Source organism: Marinobacter sp., assembly GCF_048259445.1.
Classification (GTDB): Bacteria; Pseudomonadota; Gammaproteobacteria; order Pseudomonadales; family Oleiphilaceae; genus Marinobacter.
Genome location: NZ_JBLXHQ010000007.1, coordinates 111,060 through 127,918 on the forward strand (window position 1 = coordinate 111,060; position 16,859 = coordinate 127,918).

Consider the following 16,859-nt stretch of genomic DNA (forward strand, 5'->3'; position numbering starts at 1 on the left):
CTCAGCCCCGCTCATCAGAGGCGTCAACAGGCTCAACGTACTCGCCTTCACTGACAAAGCCCCCACCACGGGTGATCAGGCGAATTTCATCGGGTAAGCCTGTAACCCAGGCACCCTCAGTGGATACGTTGAGCAACTTCACCTTGCGAAAAACAACCTGATTTTGTTCATTGACGTATTTCACACCGGGTCGACCATCGTCCCCCAGAGACAAATAGGCAGGAGAAATAAATAGGGCATGTACATCAGCCAGAGCAACACGAAGGTTGGCGCTGCCACCTGCAATGCGTTTTTGGTCCGGGTTTTCAACAGCGATCTCAACTGCAAAACTGCGGGTGTCGGGGTTCGCGGCACTGGCGACAAAAGTGACTATGCCGTCAAGTGCATCCCCGTCCAGAGGGCGCACTCGCACCTTCTGGCCCGGTGACACTTGCGCAACGGATTGCTGCGGCACCTGTCCTTTGGCCTTCAACCGGTCTATTCGAACCAGTTCGTACAAGGGAGAGCCAACCTCGACCAGGCTGCCGGCCTCAACGTTTTTGTAGTTAATCACCCCATCAAACGGCGCTGTGGGCCTGAGGTGAGACACCGCAAGCTGAGCACTCTTCAATTCCGCACGGGCCGCCGCCAGTTCGCTTTCTACAGTGAGGATTTCTGATTGCGACGCCAGGTTCTTGGCACCCAGTTTTCGCACTGCCGCCAGGTCTGCTTCCAGTTTCCTGGCTCTTGCCTGCCAACGATCGACCCCCGCACCCCGGCCATCTTCAGACAAAGTTAAAAGCACTTGCCCGGCTTTTACCGAATCACCGAGATTCGCTCCAATGCTTTCGACTGTTCCCGCGACCCGGGCGCTCACATTTACCGCATTCCATGGCTCAAGCTGGCCCTGGAGCAAAAGGCCGGGCTCGTATAGCCGTGTGTTGAGCGTTGTAACCTGAACCCGTGTGCGCTCCTGTTGCTCAGCTTCCTGTTCATCCGGTGCTTTGGTACTCGAAACCTTGATATCACCCGTTGCCATCCAGATAACCAGAGCGATCACGACCACCACAGACAGACCCAGCGAACTCCATTTTGCTTTGCTCATGAGATACCTAAACACCCTGAATTCGATGGACTACAAATCGAAAAGTGACGTTGTCTGAAAAATAAAAGGATTAAACGGTTGCAACCGGTTTAAAGCGTGGGGTAGATTCTACACATAAACTTTGTACGAATTCAGAGCAAATTGTCCGTTTTATGAACCTCAATTCCGTGATCGTCCTTGCAATGCTAGTCCTCGTGGTAGTGATACCTTCCGGGGGATTTTGCGTGGATAAACGGGTGAGATAAAGACAAGCCTGACAAAACACCAGAAACCCCCGGCACCGCAAGGTCCCGGGGGTTTCTTTTTTGCGGAAGAAAAAACAGGAAAAACCACAATGAACGGCGCACAGCACATTCTCGAAGCGTTCCACCGCCACAACATCCAGACGGTTTTCGGTTACCCCGGTGGCTGCATCATGCCGCTATACGATGCTCTGGTGGATGACGTTGGTGTGGAACATGTGCTTTGCCGTCACGAACAAGGTTGTGCCCTGGCAGCCGACGGCTACGCCCGCGCCAGCGGCAAGCTGGGAGTTTGCATTGCCACCTCAGGCCCCGGGGCGACCAACCTGATTACCGGCGTTGCCAACGCACACCGGGATTCCATTCCCATGCTGGTTATTACCGGCCAGGTTCCCTCGGCCCTGATCGGCACGGATGCCTTTCAGGAAACCGATGTTCTGGGCATGACCCTGGGCATCGTAAAACACAGTTATCTGGTTGAGAGTGCAGATGAACTGCCTGGCATTCTTGAAGAGGCCATGCAACTCGCCCAAGGCGGACGACCCGGCCCTGTGTGGATTGATATTCCCAAGGATGTGCTGCTGACAGAAGCCACCACCGCTCCCATCACCGCGCCTGCGCAACCACAGATCGCATGCCCGGACCTGGCAAGCACGATAGCCTTGTTGCGCGCTGCCCGGAAACCCCTGCTTTACAGCGGCGGAGGCATCAGCCTGGCACACGCAGAAGACAGCTTTCGTAAGTTTGCGGAATGCTCGGAACTGCCAGCAGTTGTGACCCTCAAGGGTATCGGGAATCCCGGTAAATACAGCGCTCACAACCTTGGCATGCTGGGCATGCACGGCTCCCGCGCAGCCAACCGGGCTGTGGATGAGTGTGACCTTTTGCTGGTTATCGGTGCTCGCCTTGACGACCGCGCCACAGGCAAGCTGGATAGCTTCGCGCCCAACGCGCGCCTGATTCACATTGACGCTGACGCCGCCGAAATCAACAAACTCCGAAGCGCGGAACTCGCGATTCGCGGTGATCTCAACGCCATTCTCGGCGAGTTGACAGGGGCGCTCCGAGAAACACCACTGGCCATCAACGACTGGCGGAAACAATGCCAGACATGGCGCACAACAGGAGGCTTTCCGGCAGCAGATAATGAAGAGCCGCTGGCCCCCATTACTGGCCCCGCGTTCATCCGCCAGCTTTCCCGGGTTGCCCCGGATGACACGATTATTGCGTGTGACGTTGGCCAGCATCAGATGTGGGTTGCCCAGCACTACCAGTTTGATCACCCACGCCATCACCTCACCAGCGGTGGCCTCGGCACCATGGGTTTTGGTTTGCCCGCGGCTATCGGCGCCCAGTTCGCCGACCGCCAAAGCACCGTTCTGAACGTGACCGGCGACGGCTCATTCATGATGAACGCGCAGGAGTTGGCCACCATTCGCCGGTATAACCTGCCAGTGAAGCTGATCATCATGGATAACCAGTGCCTGGGCATGGTGCGCCAGCAACAGGAACTGTTCTACAACAACCGGGAAAGCCAGATTAACCTCGACGACAATCCGGATTTTGTCGCCATGGCCCGGGCGTTCGACATTCCTGCCCTGAAAATTGACCGCACCGACCAGATTCGCCGGGGGATTGAAACCATACTCGCCTATAACGGCCCGATGCTATTGCACGTCGCCATAGCCCGGGAAGAAAACGTCTGGCCGATTGTAAAGCCGGGTGGAAGTAATAAAGAGATGATTGATGAGGCCCGCCGCTCCGCCGCGGATAAAAAGGAGAGAGTTGCATGATCACTGACAGCAGCAGTATATCGCCCAGCTATACAATTACCTGCCGGATGAACCACGAAGCAGCCGCGCTTGAGCGCCTTTGCCAGGTGGTGCGCATTCGCGGGTTCCGGATTGCAAAAATGGCAGTAGAAGCAGAAGACGGTGCCCTGGATATAGCCCTGACAATACAGGGCGCCCGATCTGTGGCCATGCTTCAATCTCAGCTGGAAAAGCTGCACACTGTGGCAGAGGTTATACTGACCACTCCAGCCATAGTACCTGCAGCAGGCCGCACAGCCTGACAGGCCAGGACGAGAACAAGGAAATGTTGTGATGCTCCGCACCACCTCGCAGCGCCATCCTTTGTTCGTTATTGTCCTTGCGCAGCTCTGTGGCACTTCGCTGTGGTTCAGTATAAACGGTGTCTGGCTGTCTCTATCCAGAGAGCTGGGGCTTTCTGAATCAGATCTCGGCTACCTCACACTCACAGTGCAGGCAGGCTTCATCGTTGGCACTCTGGGCATTGCCATTTCGGGGCTGGCCGACCGTTACCGGGCCAGCTACATTTTTGCATGCTCCAGTCTGCTTGGCGCCCTCATGAACGCCGGCTTTGTATTATCAGCGTCTTCCCCGCCGTTTGATCTTTTAATGCGCTTTCTTACGGGCCTTTGCCTTGCCGGAATATACCCGTTGGGAATGAAGCTGGTCATTGGCTGGACGCCCAAACACACCGGCACTGCATTGGCCTGGCTGGTCGGCATGCTTACCCTTGGTACCGCTATGCCCCACTTGTTGCGAGGCATAACACCGGGGCTGCCCTGGCAATGGCCGTTACTGGGTTCGTCTGCACTGGCTCTTGTCGGAGGAGCGCTGATTCTGATTTTAGGGGATGGCCCCCACCTGCCCATGACGGCGGCAAAAACCCGGTTGCGAGCCGGTCTGGCCGGGCTAGGGTCACCAAAGTTTCAAGCGGTGGCCGGTGGTTACTTCGGCCATTGCTGGGAGCTTTATGCTTTCTGGACACTGACACCGCTGCTGATCACAAGAGAAGTTCTTCGAATGCAGGCCGCACCGGAATTGATCCCTCTGCTTTCGTTCACCGTGATCGCAGTGGGTTTTTTCGGTTGCGTGGGAGGCGGCTGGCTCAGTCAAAGGCTTGGAAGCAAATGGGTCGCAAACCGGGCTCTGGCTATATCGGGAATAATATGCCTGATTTACCCTTTTATTGTCTGGGCACAACCCGAGGCTTTGCTGATTCTGCTGATGCTGTGGGGTATCGCTGTCATTGCCGACTCACCCCAGTTTTCCGCGCTGGCGGCTTCTGCCGCACCCAGAGAATACGTTGGTGCATCACTGGCGGTAATGAACGCCATAGGTTTTGCGCTGACCATCCCGGCAATCTGGATCACCAGCAATCTTTGGGAATCCTATGGCGCTTGGGTAACACTCTGGCTTCTGCCCGGCCCTGTTCTGGGACTCTGGTCAATGCGCCGGCTCAACCATCAGAAATGCCAGAGCCAGCGCCAATGCTGACCGCGTCAGATTAACTCAACAGCAACCGCGGTAGCCTCACCACCACCAATGCACAGAGAAGCAACGCCTCGCTTCAGCCCTTTCTGCTTCAACGCATTGAGGAGCGTTACGATGATGCGCGAGCCAGATGAACCGATGGGGTGGCCCAAGGCACAGGCACCGCCGTAGACGTTCACCTTCTCGGCATCCAGTCCCAGCTCGTTGATCGCCAGCAGTGAAACAACCGCAAAGGCTTCGTTAATCTCATAGAGATCCACATCGTCCTTGCTCCATCCTGCCTTTTTCAGCACCTTCTCGATTGCACCAATGGGTGCCAGAGTGAACTCGGCCGGCAACTGGGCATGAGTAGCGTGGGCGACAATCTTCGCCTGAACGTTCAAACCGCGGGCTTTTGCTTCCTCAGCAGACGCCAGAACCAGTGCTGATGCACCGTCACTGATGGAGCTGGAGTTTGCTGCGGTAACCGTGCCATCTTTTTTAAAGGCCGGTTTCAGCTTGGGGATCTTTTCGGGGCGCGCATTACCCGGCTGTTCATCGGTGTCCACCAGGGTATCGCCACCACGTCCGGGAACGCTAACGGCCGCAATTTCAGGCGCGCACCAACCGTTCTCGATCGCTGCCAGTGCCTTGTTCAGTGAACCAATGGCGAACTCGTCCATGGCCTCACGGGTGATCTTGTAGTCATCGGCAGAGCGCTGGGCAAATCCGCCCATCAGACCACCTTCGTAGGCATCTTCCAGGCCGTCAAGAAACATACTGTCCATCACCTGCCCGTGGCCCATGCGCATGCCGCTGCGGGCTTTAGGTAACAGATAAGGTGCCTGGCTCATGTTCTCCATGCCACCGGCAATCATGATGTTGTTGGTGCCTGCCTTGATCTGGTCATGGGCCATGATCACTGCCTGCATTCCGGAACCGCACATTTTGTTCACGGTGGTGCAGCCGGAGCTGTCCGGAATACCGGAAGCGCGGGAAGCCTGACGTGCCGGCGCCTGGCCCAGCCCGGCCGGTAACACGCAACCCATGACCACTTCCTGGATGTCGGCAGGCTGCAAGCCACTGCGTTCAATGGCCGCTTTGATAGCCACGGCACCAAGGTCCGGGGAGCGCACGGAACTCAAAGATCCCATCATGCCGCCCATGGGCGTACGAGCAGAACCCGCAATTACAACGCTGTTATCGCTCATATTCAAACCTCACTGATTTCAGACTCGTCCCAGAACGGAGCGGGCGATGATTTCTTTCATGACTTCCGACGTGCCGCCATAAATACGTTGAACACGGGCATCCATAAACGCACGGGAAATCGGATATTCCGTGGTGTAGCCATAACCGCCAAACAGTTGCAGGCAACCATCGGCCACACGACACTGCATTTCGGTTGCGCTGTATTTGGCCATGGACGCGGTAGGCGCATCCAGTTCGCCGGCCTCGTACTGGCTTATGCACTGGGCCACAAACGCTTTGTTAACCTGGTAATCCGTTTCCATACGGGCGATTTCGAAACGGGTATTCTGGAGCTGCGCCAGTTTCTGCCCAAACAACATCCGCTCTTGGGCGTAGGCTATGGTGAGGTCCAGAGAACCTCTGGCAGCTGCTACGCCCAGAGCGCCGATAACCAGTCGCTCCCGGGGCAACTCCTGCATCAGATAAACAAAACCTTTGCCTTCTTCGCCTATCAGAGCTGATGCCGGAACACGCATATCTGAAAAGAAAAGCTCGGAGGTATCACCACTGTGCTGACCTATCTTGTCGAGATTGCGCCCTTTGCTATATCCCGCCAGTTTGGTATCAACCAGAAACAGGCTTATGCCTTTGGCGCCAGCTGAAGGATCCGTTTTCGCGGCAACGATCACCATATCGGCATGCTGGCCATTGGTAATGAAGGTTTTGGAGCCGTTAAGGATATAGTCGTCGCCGTCTCGCACTGCGCTGGTACGCATCGCCTGTAAATCACTGCCGGCACCCGGCTCAGTCATCGCAATGGCGCCAACTGCTTCACCAGACACCATTTTAGGCAGCCACTGCTGCTTCTGAGCATCGTTACACAGGTGGCTGATGTATGGAGCCACTATGTCTGAATGCACCATCACATTGGTTGAAAGCGCACCAAATCCCATGCGCGCCAGCTCTTCGCCTACAACCACGGAGTACTGGAACGGCGCGCCACAGCCGCCACAATCCTCTGATACATCAACGCACAACATCCCTGCATCGCCGAGTGTGTTCCAGAGTTCACGCGGTACCAGGCCGGACTTTTCCCAGGCTTCGTAATGCGGTGCAATTTCGGTTTCCAAAGCCTTTATGACAGACGCCCGGAACAATGCGAGCTCTTCTTGATCCCCAGAGTTAGTCATTGCGCTCTCCCTTCACTACTTGAATTCATTTAGGTGCCATACGCAAGGCACAGTCCAACCGGATGGTTTCTCCGTTCAGGATCGGGTTGCGCACCATCTGGTCCACCATCATGCCGAATTCCTCGGGCTTACCCAGGCGCTTGGGGAATGGCAGCGTGGCCGCCAGGCTGTCCTGCACTTCCTGCGGCATGCCGGACATCATGGGCGTCATGAACAGGCCCGGTGCAATGGTGTTCACGCGGATACCTTCGCGAGCCAGCTCACGGGCCGACTGAATAGTCAGCGCAACAACACCACCCTTGGACGCGCTGTAAGCCGCCTGTCCGATCTGCCCTTCGTATGCTGCAACAGAAGCGGTATTGATGATTACGCCGCGCTCACCTTCTGCGTTGGGCTCACGCTGCGCCATATCGGCGGCGGCTAGCCTCAGAATATTAAAGGTGCCAATCAGGTTGATCTGTATGACCTTGCTGAAGCTCTCAAGGGGCATAACACCTTCGCGGCCCAGAATTTTCGCTGCCGGGCCGATACCCGCGCAGTTCACTGCAATGCCACAGAGCCCATGGGCTTCACGGGCCGTCGCCAACGCCGCTTCTGCACTCTCTGCCGAACTCACATCGCAGTGCACAAAAATGCCGCCAATATCCGCGGCGACCTTCTCGCCCTGCTCTTTTTGCAGATCAAAGATGGCAACTTTACAGCCGGCAGCAGCCAACGCGCGGGCTGCGCCTTCGCCAAGCCCGGAGGCACCACCTGTTACAATGGCCGGTATATTTTTGAAATCCATCACTTTCTCCCTTCGCATCCGGTGTTTTCAGCTGAATTGGAAACAAGTCAATCTTTACGTTAACGTAAACTTTATCCAATCCAGCCCTAAAAAGAAATAAAACCGCTTGCTCAGGCGATGCTTTCAACAATCAGCGCAATGCCCTGGCCGCCGCCGATGCACATGGTGATCAGACCATAGCGGCCGCCGGTGCGTTCAAGCTCCGCGAGGGTTTTGATGATGAGAATGGAGCCGGTAGCGCCGACCGGATGACCCAGGGCAACAGCGCCGCCATTCGGGTTCACCTTGTCGGCGGGCAGGCCGAGCTCTTTGCTGACGGCAAGCGCCTGCGCTGCAAAGGCCTCGTTGGATTCAATCACATCCAGATCTGCGACGCTCAGGCCGGTCTTTTCTAGCACACTGCGCACCGCCGGGATCGGGCCCAGACCCATAACGCTGGGGTCAACACCAGCAAAGGCATAGCCAACGATGCGTGCCCGAGCTTTCAAACCACGCTTTTCGGCTTCGGCTGCGCTGGTCAGGACCATGGCGGCCGCACCGTCGTTAATACCCGATGCGTTGCCCGGTGTTACTATGCCCTCTTTGGTAAAGGCCGGTTTCAGGCCCGCAAGGCTTTCTGCGGTAGTGCCGGCACGCACATGCTCGTCCTGCTCAAAGATGACCTCCTTGCGGCCCTGTTTCACGGTTACCGGCACAATCTGTTCTTTAAAGTAGCCGCTCTCGATGGCGTGGCTGGCACGACGGTGACTCTCTGCCGAGAAGGTATCCAGATCTTCGCGGGTGAGGCCATACTTCTCTGCAATGCGTTCCGCCGTCATACCCATATGGCCGCTGCCAAATGGGTCGCTAAGCGTACCGATGGTCATATCGACGGCTTTACCGTCACCCATGCGCAAGCCCTTGCGGACATTGGGCAGAACATAGGCGCCCTGGCTCATGCTTTCAGCACCGCCCGCCAAAGCTATCTGACTGTCGCCCATCATGATCATCTGCGCAGCGCTGATAACCGACTGTACGCCGGAACCACAGAGACGATTCACATTGAGCGCAGCGGAACCTTTTTGCAGGCCAGAGTTCAGGCCGATATGACGAGCAACGTAGGCATCAGCCGGGCCAGTCGGAATAATGTGACCGAAAATGGAATGGTCGATGTCTTCCGCTGGCACTCCAGAACGTTTGATAGCCTCTTTCGCCGCACAGGTTCCCAACTCCGCAGGGCTCAGGGAGCTCAGGCTGCCACCAAAGCCACCAATAGCCGTGCGTGCTCCGTCAAGAATTACTACGTCGGTCAGTTTCATCGTTTGTTTCCTCAAGTTTCAGGTCAATAAAAGTCTGAATAGCGAATGATCTATTTGCCCAGCATGGAACGGGCAATAACTTCTTTCATGATTTCAGATGTCCCGGCATAGATTGTCTGTACCCGGGCGTCCACAAAAAACCGCGACACGGGGTACTCAAGGGTATAACCGTAACCACCGAACAACTGCAGACACTCATTGGCAATATCGCATTGCATTTCGGTGAGCATCAATTTCAGAATGGCCGCGTCTGTTGGCCCCATTTCGCCTTTAAGATAATTGGCGATACATTGATTCAGATAAGCTTTCGCCATTTCCAGCCTGGCCCGGGCCTCGGCAAGCTTGAACCGGGTATTCTGGAAATCAGCAATTCTCTGCCCGAAGGCCTGGCGTTGCTGCACATAATCCAGTGTGATTGCCAGGACACCCTCGGTTGCCCCCACCGCTTGCGCACCGACACCCAGGCGCTCCCGTGGCAGCTCTTGCATCAGGTAAGCGAATCCACGACCTTCTTCGCCCAGCAGCGCATCGTGCGGAACCACAAGATCCGAGAAAAACAATTCGGCTGTATCACTGGCGTGCTGGCCGATTTTGCGGATACTTTTGCCTCTTGAAAACCCGGGGAGGCTGGTGTCCACAAGGAACAGGGATACGCCCTTGGCGCCGGCGCCGGGATCGGTTTTGGCACAGACGATAACCAGTTCAGCGTTCAGGCCGTTAGTGATAAAGACTTTAGCTCCGTTGATCACATAACCTTCATCCGTGCGCTGGGCCGTGGTACGCATGGCGGCCAGATCACTACCGGCACCAGGTTCGGTCATGGCAATCGCACTCAGTATGTCACCGCTTATCATATCTGGCAGATAACGCTGCTTCTGGGTTTCTGAGCCAAGGTGCAGAATATAGGGCATCACAATATTGGCGTGGATGTTGTAGCCTGAGGCCAGGCCTCCAAAGCCCTTACGGGCCATCTCTTCAATCGCCAGCTGTGAGATTTCAAAACTCGCTTCCGCCCCGCCGTATGCCTCCGGCATATCAATACCGAGCATTCCAGCTTGCCCCAGGGTATGCCACAACTCACGCGGGATGGCGGCCTCTTCTTCCCACTGCTCGTAAAAAGGCGCAACTTCCTTATCGAGAACCCGGTTGATCATGGAGTGAAAGAGCTCAGTATCTTCTTGGTGTCCGGACATACATTACTCCGTGTTTAATCTGATTAGTCAGGCAGCCGTCCATTTAAAGGGTTATCCTGTTCTCCGAGAATGGCCGTACAAGCCGAAAAAATTGACACAATACGCACCTGACGCACCACAGACATGCCCAACTCGCTACCCAGACCCCACATAGCAAACCACTACCTTCGGGCATCCATTTGCGGCGCCGAACGACTGGGCGCAAGGCGTGAAGTGCTGCTGGCAGATGCCGGCGTGCCAACAGCCTGGCTGGACAAACCGGAGCAGCTGATTACCGAAGAAGAGCTAACCCGGCTGATAAAAACAGTGTGGCGCGCGACACGCGACGAGTTTATGGGGCTGTCCACCAGCCGATGTAAAAACGGCACCTTCGCTCTGATGGCCGATTACTGCCTCGATTCCGCTTCCCTCGGCGCGGTGTTACGAAAGAGCGCACGGGTCTACAGCATTGCCTGCAACAACGTTGATATCGGCCTGGATGAAAGCGACGATAACAGATTGGTATTTTTCCGCCTGAGCCTCGAAGACACCAGCCTGGATACCGACCACATGTTGCAGGAATTTCTGCTCCTCATGTGGCAAAGATTCGCCTGCTGGCTGGTGGACCAGCAGATTCCATTCGCAACGACCCGGTTTAACTATCCGTCTCCGCCGCACGTTAATGAATACCGCGCCATGTATCCAACCGAACTGCAGTTTAATGCAGAGGTCTGCGGCTTTTCTCTGCATGAAAAATACCTGCACCTCCCCGTTGTGCGCAGCGAGGCTGAGCTGGCCGTGTTTCTGAAAGAGGCACCCGCCTACATTCTGCACCGCCCGGACATCGATGACAGCCTGCGCAACAGGGTTCGAACCCTGCTGGCAAGCCAAAGCCTGAAAGACATGCCGAGCCTGGATGAGCTCGCTCAGTTACTCCACATGACACCACGGAGTATCGGCCGAAAGCTACAGGAAGAAGGCACCTCCCTGCGCAAGATCAAAACATCGTTACGACAGGAGTACGCGATAAAGCTCATGAGCACGGAAAACCTCAGTGTTGCCGACGTCAGTGAGCGCGTCGGCTTTTCAGAAACCGCCTCGTTTTGCCGGGCCTTCAAGCGCTGGACCGGCAAATCCCCTTCTCAATGGCCTGGATAATCACTCAGCCAAAACACTACGCTGGCCGATTGGGTCAATTTTTTCGACCTGAGCGATCATTCCCGTAGCGTCCGTTCCTCTGAGTTAATGCCGGCACGCACGACATAACAACAGCAAAAGGGACAACTGCATGAACAACACCCGTACATCCGCTTCTACCTCCGTATCGGCGGGTATACAGCGGGCTCTGCGCAACACCATAGGTGACGCCATTGCCCGTTCGGCGAGCACTCACGGCAGCCGCACCGCTCTGGCTTTTAACGATCGCACCTGGACCTTCTCGGAGATTCACACAGCCTCGAACCGGCTGGCCCATCGACTGATAGGGCTGGGGCTCGAAAAAGGCGACCGCGTCTGCGCCTACGGCAAAAACTCGGACGCTTACGTTCTGCTTTGGCTCGCCTGCACAAAGGCAGGGCTGATTCATGTACCACTAAACTACGCCTTGATCGGCCATGAGCTAACCTACGCACTCAACCAGTCTGACAGCAAAGCCCTGTTTTCCGATCTGGAGCTGCTGCCCAAGGTTGACGAAGTCCGGGCTGAAACAGATGTAGCAATTCATGGCAGCATTCATGGCGGTGATGCCTCAGGCAGTAACCCGGATGCACTGCAATACGCACTGGCCGACGGCGAAGACACTGCACCGGAGCTGGAGCTCTGTGAAACCGACGTGGTGCAGATTCTCTATACCTCGGGCACCACCTCTGACCCCAAAGGTGCCATGCATACACACCGCTCATTGATGACGCACTATGGCGCCTGCCAATACCATTTGAGTATTCGTGCAAGCGATCGCTCACTGGCTGCTTTGCCGCTCTACCATTCCGCACAGATGCACGTATTCACCATGCCGATGTTGCTGAGCGGCGGCTACAGCCGGATGATCAACACGCCAACGCCCGACGCGATTCTCGGCCTGCTGGCCAGCGAGCAACTGAACGCCTTTTTCGCACCGCCTACCGTGTGGATTGCGCTACTGCATCATCCGGAATTCAACCCGGACAAACTGCAACACATGAACAAACTCTACTATGGCGCCTCCATCATGCCGGGCCAGGTTGTGAAAGAGCTTGGCGAGAAGCTGCCCGGCGCCGGCCTTTACAACTGTTATGGCCAAAGCGAAATCGCACCGCTGGCAACCGTTCTGCTACCTGAAGAACACGCCGACCGGCCCTCTTCTGCCGGCCGCCCCATGCAAACCGTCATGACCCGAATTGTGGATCCGGTTACCGGCAAAGACTGCGCTCCCGGCGAACAGGGAGAACTGGTTCATCGATCTCCGCAGCTGATGGTGGGTTACTGGGCGAAACCGGAAGCTACCGAGGAAGCATTCAAAGGTGGCTGGTTTCACTCCGGTGATCTGGGCTATCAGGACGACGAGGGCTACATTTATATCGTTGATCGTATCAAGGACGTGGTAAACACCGGCGGCGTTCTGGTTGCCAGCCGCGACGTGGAAGAAGCGCTTTACCAGCACGAATCCGTTGCGGAAGTTGCTGTTATCGGTGTGCCGGACGAAAAATGGATAGAGGCTATCTGCGCTGTGGTCGTAGTCAAAAACGGTTTCCCCGAGGATGCCGAAGCCTTGATGAGTCACGCACGCACCAGGCTGGCAAGCTTCAAGCTACCAAAGCACATCCACTTTGCAGAAGAACTACCCAAGAACACCGCCGGCAAACTGCTGAAGCGAAAGCTCCGAGAAGACCTCGCCTGACACCCTCTGGTTGCCCGGCTCATCCATGCCGGTTTCCGGTCGAACCGGGCAACCAGAGCCCTACCCCAACACTTCACACCCATCCCAGACTCTTAAGGCCCTCTGTTACAATCCCGCGCAACCTGATGCGCAGACTGGCTTATTTTTCTAACGCGTCAAAAGTCCCGGATTTTACCTCTGAAAATACTTTACGTTTACGTAAACTTTATCTAACCTTACTTAAAAAAGGATATCGCCATGATCGTAAAGAAAACGTTCAGCATCAGCGAGCTCTCCAACGAGTTTGACGTGACGACCCGTAGCATACGCTTCTACGAGGATCAGGGCTTGTTAAGGCCGGCACGTCGAGGGCAAACGCGAATCTTCAGCACCAAGGATAAAGTGCGCCTGAAGCTCATACTTCGCGGCAAGCGCATGGGGTTTTCTCTCGCTGAAACAAAAGAACTTTTCGATCTTTGGGATGAAACCCCGACCGGCAATGAAAAACAGCTACTCAAAATGCTGACCATACTGGCCAACAAGCGCGCTCACATGGAGCAGCAGAAAAGCGATATAGCCATGGCAGAAATGGAAATCGACACAGCAGAATTACGATGCCGGGAAGCGCTCACTGAACTACAAAAAAAGAAAAAACAACAGGCTCCGGCCAATGACGAGCAGAAGAAGGCTATCGAGCACCACTGACAGCAGCTGACGCCTGACCGGGCAAGCCGTTTTTAATCACGTATCTGGCAGAACAAAAGGCAACCAACATGAAATCACAGTACTCAGAACTCAACTTCGGCCTTGGCGAAACCCTCGATATGCTGCGCGAGCAAATCAACGGATTTGCCGCTGCTGAAATCGCCCCGCGCGCAGAAGAAATCGACCGCAATAACGAATTCCCCATGGATTTGTGGAAAAAGTTCGGCGACATGGGCCTGCTGGGTATCACCGTGGATGAAGCCTACGGCGGTTCAGGTATGGGTTACCTGGCACACGTGATTGCGGTGGAAGAAATCAGCCGCGCATCTGCCTCTGTTGGCTTGTCTTACGGCGCTCACTCAAACCTGTGCGTCAACCAGATCCACCGCAACGGCACCGAAGAGCAAAAGCAGAAGTACCTGCCCAAACTCGTCAGCGGCGAACACATCGGCGCATTGGCAATGTCTGAGCCCAACGCCGGCTCTGACGTAGTCTCCATGAAACTGAGCGCCAAAGACGCAGGCGACCACTACGTGCTGAACGGCAACAAAATGTGGATCACCAACGGCCCCGACGCACACGTTTACGTTATCTACGCAAAGACCGACGTGAAAGCCGGCTCAAAAGGCATCACAGCCTTCATCGTAGAACGCGATTATGAAGGCTTCAGCCGGCACCAGAAGCTCGACAAGCTCGGCATGCGCGGCTCCAATACCTGCGAACTGGTGTTCCAGGACTGCAAAGTGCCCAAAGAGAACGTTCTGGGTGAGGTGGGCAAAGGCGCAAGAGTACTCATGAGCGGCCTCGACTACGAACGTCTGGTTCTGGCCGGAGGCCCGCTGGGCATCATGCAGGCAGCCATGGACGTTGTGGTGCCCTACATTCGCGAGCGGAAACAGTTCGAACAGGCTATCGGTGAGTTTCAACTTGTTCAGGGCAAGGTTGCCGACATGTACACCTTCATGAACACTGCCAAGTCCTACGTTTACATGGTGGCAATGTCAGCCGACCGAGGCGAAACCACCCGCAAAGACTCTGCCGGTGCAATCCTCTACTCCGCCGAAATGGCTACAAAGCTTGCCCTGGACGCCATCCAGCTTCTCGGCGGCAACGGTTACATCAACGAGTATCCCACAGGCCGCCTGTTGCGAGATGCCAAGCTGTACGAAATCGGTGCAGGTACATCTGAAATACGCCGCATGCTGATCGGTCGGGAACTGTTCCTGAACAACTAAGCAGCAGCTCCAAGCCACAGGCTTTCTCCCGTCTCAAAGCCGGAGGAAGCCAGCACCCAAAGTATGACGGAGGGGGCGGTGACAGAACGGTCCGGGAATGTTGGAGGCCAAGGATGGCCGGAAACAAGCGCACATGGACGTGCTCGTAGCGGTTCCCGGACCGCTCTGTCACCGGCCCCGACTCCCCCGAGGTCAGGAAGTCAAACCCATGACGATACTGCAAAGCAAAATAAACCCCAGGTCTGAAGAGTTTCAGGCAAAACAGGCCTCCATGGCAGAAGTCGTTGCAGACCTGCGGGACAAAGTCTCCACCATCCAGCAAGGTGGCGGCCCCTCCTACCAGGAACGCCACATCGCCCGCGGCAAACTCCTGCCCAGAGAGCGTATCAACCGCCTGCTGGACGACGGCTCGCCGTTCCTCGAAGTTGGCCAGTTCGCCGCCTACAACGTCTACGATGAAGCCGTACCGGCAGCCGGCATCATCGCCGGTGTAGGTCGCGTCTCCGGCACCGAGTGCATGATCATCGCCAACGACGCCACCGTAAAAGGCGGCAGCTATTACCCGCTGACCGTCAAAAAACACCTGCGCGCCCAGGAAATCGCCCTGGAGAACCGCCTGCCCTGCATCTACCTGGTAGATTCCGGCGGCGCTAACCTGCCTCTGCAGGACGAAGTATTCCCGGACCGTGACCACTTCGGCCGCATCTTCTACAACCAGGCCCGAATGTCTGCTGACGACATTCCCCAGATCGCCGTCGTAATGGGCCTGTGCACCGCCGGTGGCGCCTACGTGCCCGCCATGGCTGACGAATCCATTATCGTGCGCAATCAGGGCACCATCTTCCTGGCCGGCCCGCCGCTGGTAAAAGCCGCCACCGGCGAAGTCGTTACCGCAGAAGATCTTGGCGGAGCTGACGTACACTGCAAAATCTCCGGCGTTGCCGATCATTACGCTGAAAACGACGCCCATGCACTGGAAATTGCCCGGCGCTGCGTTTCCAACCTGAATCGCAAAAAACCGGTTCCAGTAGAGATTCGCAAACCCAAAGCACCTCTATACGACCCTGCTGAAATTTACGGTATCGTCGGTACCGACCTGCGCAAGCAGTTCGACGTACGCGACGTAATCGCCCGCACCGTAGACGGTTCCGAATTCGACGAATTCAAACGCTACTACGGCCAGACTCTGGTTACCGGCTTTGCCCACATACACGGTTACCCTGTGGGCATCATCGCCAACAACGGCATCCTGTTCAGCGAATCCGCCCAGAAAGGCGCGCACTTCATTGAGCTTTGCTGTCAGCGCAATATCCCGCTGCTGTTCCTGCAGAACATCACCGGCTTCATGGTCGGCCAGAAGTACGAAGCCGAAGGCATCGCCAAACACGGCGCCAAAATGGTGATGGCTGTGGCCTGCGCCAACGTACCCAAGATCACCGTACTGATCGGCGGAAGCTACGGTGCCGGCAACTATGGAATGTGTGGCCGCGCCTACAGCCCCGACTTCCTTTGGATGTGGCCCAACGCCCGCATTTCAGTCATGGGCGGCGAACAGGCTGCCGGTGTACTGGCTCAGGTTCGCCGTGAAGGCATGGAACGCAAAGGCCAGGAATGGAGCGCAGAAGAAGAAGCTGCGTTCAAAAAACCGATTACCGACACCTACGAACACCAGGGCCACCCTTACTACGCCAGTGCCCGTCTGTGGGATGACGGTGTAATCGACCCGGCACAGACCCGGGAAGTCGTTGCCCTCAGCCTCTCTGCCACCCTCAACCGGCCGGCGAAGCCCACGCGCTTCGGCGTGTTCCGGATGTAACCGG

At 56.2% G+C, this 16,859-nt stretch carries 14 protein-coding genes; 8 read left to right on the forward strand and 6 right to left on the reverse strand.

Translation table 11 applies throughout. The features are described from left to right. Position 1 precedes the first annotated feature (1 nt). The gene (locus ACN0RL_RS07280; protein WP_417515202.1) at positions 2-1,084 is read right to left on the reverse strand and encodes an efflux RND transporter periplasmic adaptor subunit; all 1,083 of its coding nucleotides are present in this window, start codon (positions 1,082-1,084) and stop codon (positions 2-4) included. 334 nt (positions 1,085-1,418) lie between these two features. On the opposite strand from ACN0RL_RS07280, the gene ilvG reads away from it, so the two are divergent. From ilvG to ACN0RL_RS07295, 3 genes are read left to right on the forward strand one after another with little or no spacing between them, the layout of a single operon-like run. Next, positions 1,419-3,119 (forward strand): acetolactate synthase 2 catalytic subunit, encoded by a 1,701-nt coding sequence (gene ilvG, locus ACN0RL_RS07285; protein WP_417515204.1) that lies wholly within the window; start codon positions 1,419-1,421, stop codon positions 3,117-3,119. Continuing rightward, positions 3,116-3,400, forward strand: coding sequence for an ACT domain-containing protein (locus tag ACN0RL_RS07290; RefSeq protein ID WP_417515206.1), 285 nt, complete (start codon positions 3,116-3,118; stop codon positions 3,398-3,400). Before ilvG ends, ACN0RL_RS07290 begins: the two co-directional genes overlap by 4 nt. 31 nt (positions 3,401-3,431) lie before the next feature. Further along, positions 3,432-4,631, forward strand: a complete 1,200-nt coding sequence (locus ACN0RL_RS07295) for an MFS transporter (RefSeq protein ID WP_417515208.1) — start codon at positions 3,432-3,434, stop codon at positions 4,629-4,631. 5 nt (positions 4,632-4,636) lie between these two features. On the opposite strand, the gene ACN0RL_RS07300 is transcribed toward ACN0RL_RS07295, so the two are convergent. From ACN0RL_RS07300 to ACN0RL_RS07320, 5 genes are all read right to left on the reverse strand, one after another. Beyond that, positions 4,637-5,818, reverse strand: coding sequence for a thiolase family protein (locus tag ACN0RL_RS07300; protein WP_417515210.1), 1,182 nt, complete (start codon positions 5,816-5,818; stop codon positions 4,637-4,639). Between the two features lie 18 nt (positions 5,819-5,836). Further along, a complete protein-coding gene (locus ACN0RL_RS07305; RefSeq protein ID WP_417515212.1) occupies positions 5,837-6,988 on the reverse strand; it encodes an acyl-CoA dehydrogenase family protein in 1,152 nt (383 codons plus the stop codon). A 25-nt stretch (positions 6,989-7,013) separates the two neighbouring features. Beyond that, positions 7,014-7,775 (reverse strand): SDR family NAD(P)-dependent oxidoreductase, encoded by a 762-nt coding sequence (locus ACN0RL_RS07310; RefSeq protein WP_417515214.1) that lies wholly within the window; start codon positions 7,773-7,775, stop codon positions 7,014-7,016. A gap of 110 nt (positions 7,776-7,885) precedes the next feature. After that, positions 7,886-9,073, reverse strand: a complete 1,188-nt coding sequence (gene bktB, locus ACN0RL_RS07315; RefSeq protein WP_417515216.1) for a beta-ketothiolase BktB — start codon at positions 9,071-9,073, stop codon at positions 7,886-7,888. Positions 9,074-9,123: 50 nt separating this feature from the next. Then, positions 9,124-10,266 carry an acyl-CoA dehydrogenase family protein gene (locus ACN0RL_RS07320; protein ID WP_417515218.1) on the reverse strand — a complete coding sequence of 381 codons (1,143 nt, stop codon included), beginning with the start codon at positions 10,264-10,266 and terminating at the stop codon, positions 9,124-9,126. Positions 10,267-10,389: 123 nt separating this feature from the next. On the opposite strand from ACN0RL_RS07320, the gene ACN0RL_RS07325 reads away from it, so the two are divergent. From ACN0RL_RS07325 to ACN0RL_RS07345, 5 genes are all read left to right on the forward strand, one after another. Then, positions 10,390-11,403 (forward strand): AraC family transcriptional regulator, encoded by a 1,014-nt coding sequence (locus ACN0RL_RS07325; RefSeq protein ID WP_417515220.1) that lies wholly within the window; start codon positions 10,390-10,392, stop codon positions 11,401-11,403. A 130-nt stretch (positions 11,404-11,533) separates the two neighbouring features. Beyond that, the gene (locus ACN0RL_RS07330) at positions 11,534-13,120 is read left to right on the forward strand and encodes a fatty acyl-CoA synthetase (protein WP_417515222.1); all 1,587 of its coding nucleotides are present in this window, start codon (positions 11,534-11,536) and stop codon (positions 13,118-13,120) included. 237 nt (positions 13,121-13,357) lie between these two features. Further along, entirely contained in the window at positions 13,358-13,804 is a 447-nt protein-coding gene (locus ACN0RL_RS07335; RefSeq protein WP_417515224.1) for a MerR family transcriptional regulator, read from the forward strand. Positions 13,805-13,872: 68 nt separating this feature from the next. Then, positions 13,873-15,039, forward strand: coding sequence for an isovaleryl-CoA dehydrogenase (locus ACN0RL_RS07340; RefSeq protein ID WP_417515226.1), 1,167 nt, complete (start codon positions 13,873-13,875; stop codon positions 15,037-15,039). A 208-nt stretch (positions 15,040-15,247) separates the two neighbouring features. Further along, entirely contained in the window at positions 15,248-16,855 is a 1,608-nt protein-coding gene (locus ACN0RL_RS07345; protein WP_417515228.1) for a carboxyl transferase domain-containing protein, read from the forward strand. Positions 16,856-16,859 lie beyond the last annotated feature (4 nt).

Coding starts and splice junctions, on each gene's coding strand:
- ACN0RL_RS07280 (WP_417515202.1), bottom strand. CDS start 1,084: ATGAGCAAAGCAAAATGGAGTTCGCTGGGTCTGTCTGTGGTGGTCGTG.
- ilvG (WP_417515204.1), top strand. CDS start 1,419: ATGAACGGCGCACAGCACATTCTCGAAGCGTTCCACCGCCACAACATC.
- ACN0RL_RS07290 (WP_417515206.1), top strand. CDS start 3,116: ATGATCACTGACAGCAGCAGTATATCGCCCAGCTATACAATTACCTGC.
- ACN0RL_RS07295 (WP_417515208.1), top strand. CDS start 3,432: ATGCTCCGCACCACCTCGCAGCGCCATCCTTTGTTCGTTATTGTCCTT.
- ACN0RL_RS07300 (WP_417515210.1), bottom strand. CDS start 5,818: ATGAGCGATAACAGCGTTGTAATTGCGGGTTCTGCTCGTACGCCCATG.
- ACN0RL_RS07305 (WP_417515212.1), bottom strand. CDS start 6,988: ATGACTAACTCTGGGGATCAAGAAGAGCTCGCATTGTTCCGGGCGTCT.
- ACN0RL_RS07310 (WP_417515214.1), bottom strand. CDS start 7,775: ATGGATTTCAAAAATATACCGGCCATTGTAACAGGTGGTGCCTCCGGG.
- bktB (WP_417515216.1), bottom strand. CDS start 9,073: ATGAAACTGACCGACGTAGTAATTCTTGACGGAGCACGCACGGCTATT.
- ACN0RL_RS07320 (WP_417515218.1), bottom strand. CDS start 10,266: ATGTCCGGACACCAAGAAGATACTGAGCTCTTTCACTCCATGATCAAC.
- ACN0RL_RS07325 (WP_417515220.1), top strand. CDS start 10,390: ATGCCCAACTCGCTACCCAGACCCCACATAGCAAACCACTACCTTCGG.
- ACN0RL_RS07330 (WP_417515222.1), top strand. CDS start 11,534: ATGAACAACACCCGTACATCCGCTTCTACCTCCGTATCGGCGGGTATA.
- ACN0RL_RS07335 (WP_417515224.1), top strand. CDS start 13,358: ATGATCGTAAAGAAAACGTTCAGCATCAGCGAGCTCTCCAACGAGTTT.
- ACN0RL_RS07340 (WP_417515226.1), top strand. CDS start 13,873: ATGAAATCACAGTACTCAGAACTCAACTTCGGCCTTGGCGAAACCCTC.
- ACN0RL_RS07345 (WP_417515228.1), top strand. CDS start 15,248: ATGACGATACTGCAAAGCAAAATAAACCCCAGGTCTGAAGAGTTTCAG.